Here is a 1,088-nt window from a genome sequence, read left to right as displayed (position 1 = left end):
CGCTGCTGGGCGAAGGAGAGGGGTAGCGGCTGGGCACGGTCGACAGGGACGAGTGCCGGCTGGCGAGACGAGGAGCCGTGGAGCAGCTCCAGACGCTCGGAGAGAAGCGCGACGGTGGGAGAAGAGAAGAGCTCACCGAGGGGCAACTCAACGTCGAAGGTGGAGCGGATGCGAGAGACGACTTGAGTGGCGAGGAGGGAGTGTCCGCCCAACTCGAAGAAGTCGCCGTGGACGCTGACGCGCTCCAGGCCGAGGACGTCGGCGAAGATGGAGGCAAGACGCGTCTGGGTAGGAGTGGAAGGCGGGACGAAGTCGTCGCCAGAAGTGGCGGCGGCGAAGTCGGGAGGCGGGAGAGCCTTCCTGTCGAGCTTGCCGTTGGCGGAGAGAGGGAAGGAAGGGAGGGAGACGAGAGCGGCCGGCACCATGTACTCGGGCAGGCGCTGGAGCAGGAAAGCGCGCAGAGCGGAGGCGTCGACGGAGGATTCGGCGGAGGTGAAGTAGGCGACGAGGCGCTTGTCGCCGGGGACATCCTCACGAGCGAGGACGACGGCCTCCTGGATGCCGGAGAAGAGGCGGACAGCGGCCTCGACTTCGCCCAGCTCAATGCGGAAGCCACGGACCTTCACCTGGAAGTCGGAGCGGCCGAGGAACTCGAGGGTGCCGTCAGGTAGCCAGCGGACGCGGTCCCCGGTGCGGTAGAGGCGAGAGCCAGGAGTGCTGCTGAAGGGGTGCGGGACGAAGCGCTCAGCGGTGAGGTCCGCGCGGTTGAGGTAACCCCAAGCGAGGCCGTCACCACCGACGAAGAGCTCTCCCGGGACGCCCGGAGGAGTCGGCTGGAAGGAGGAGTCGAGGACGAAGGCGGAGGAGTTGGAGAGAGGCGCGCCGATGGGGACGGAGCGGGAGACGGAGTCCCCGTGGCGCAGCGAGTGAGTAGCGGAGAAGGTGGTGTTCTCGGTGGGGCCGTAGCCGTTGACGAGGACGTGGCCCGAAGGGATGCGAGCGAGATGCTCGCGGACGCGGGACGGCGGAAGGACGTCACCACCGGCGAGGACCTGGCGGACACCGGCAAGCGCAACGGGCTGAGTGGC

The 1,088-nt window shown here is 68.2% G+C and carries 1 protein-coding gene; it reads right to left on the bottom strand.

Translation table 11 applies throughout. The annotated features are described in order from the left end of the window. Positions 1-1,088 (bottom strand): non-ribosomal peptide synthetase (locus HUW62_RS47380; protein WP_176438205.1); only part of this gene is annotated, 1,088 nt, incomplete at both ends.

It is taken from the genome of Myxococcus sp. AM011 (genome assembly GCF_013372595.1).
Classification (GTDB): domain Bacteria; phylum Myxococcota; class Myxococcia; order Myxococcales; family Myxococcaceae; genus Myxococcus; species Myxococcus eversor.
This window is presented reverse-complemented; position numbering and strand designations above follow the sequence as displayed.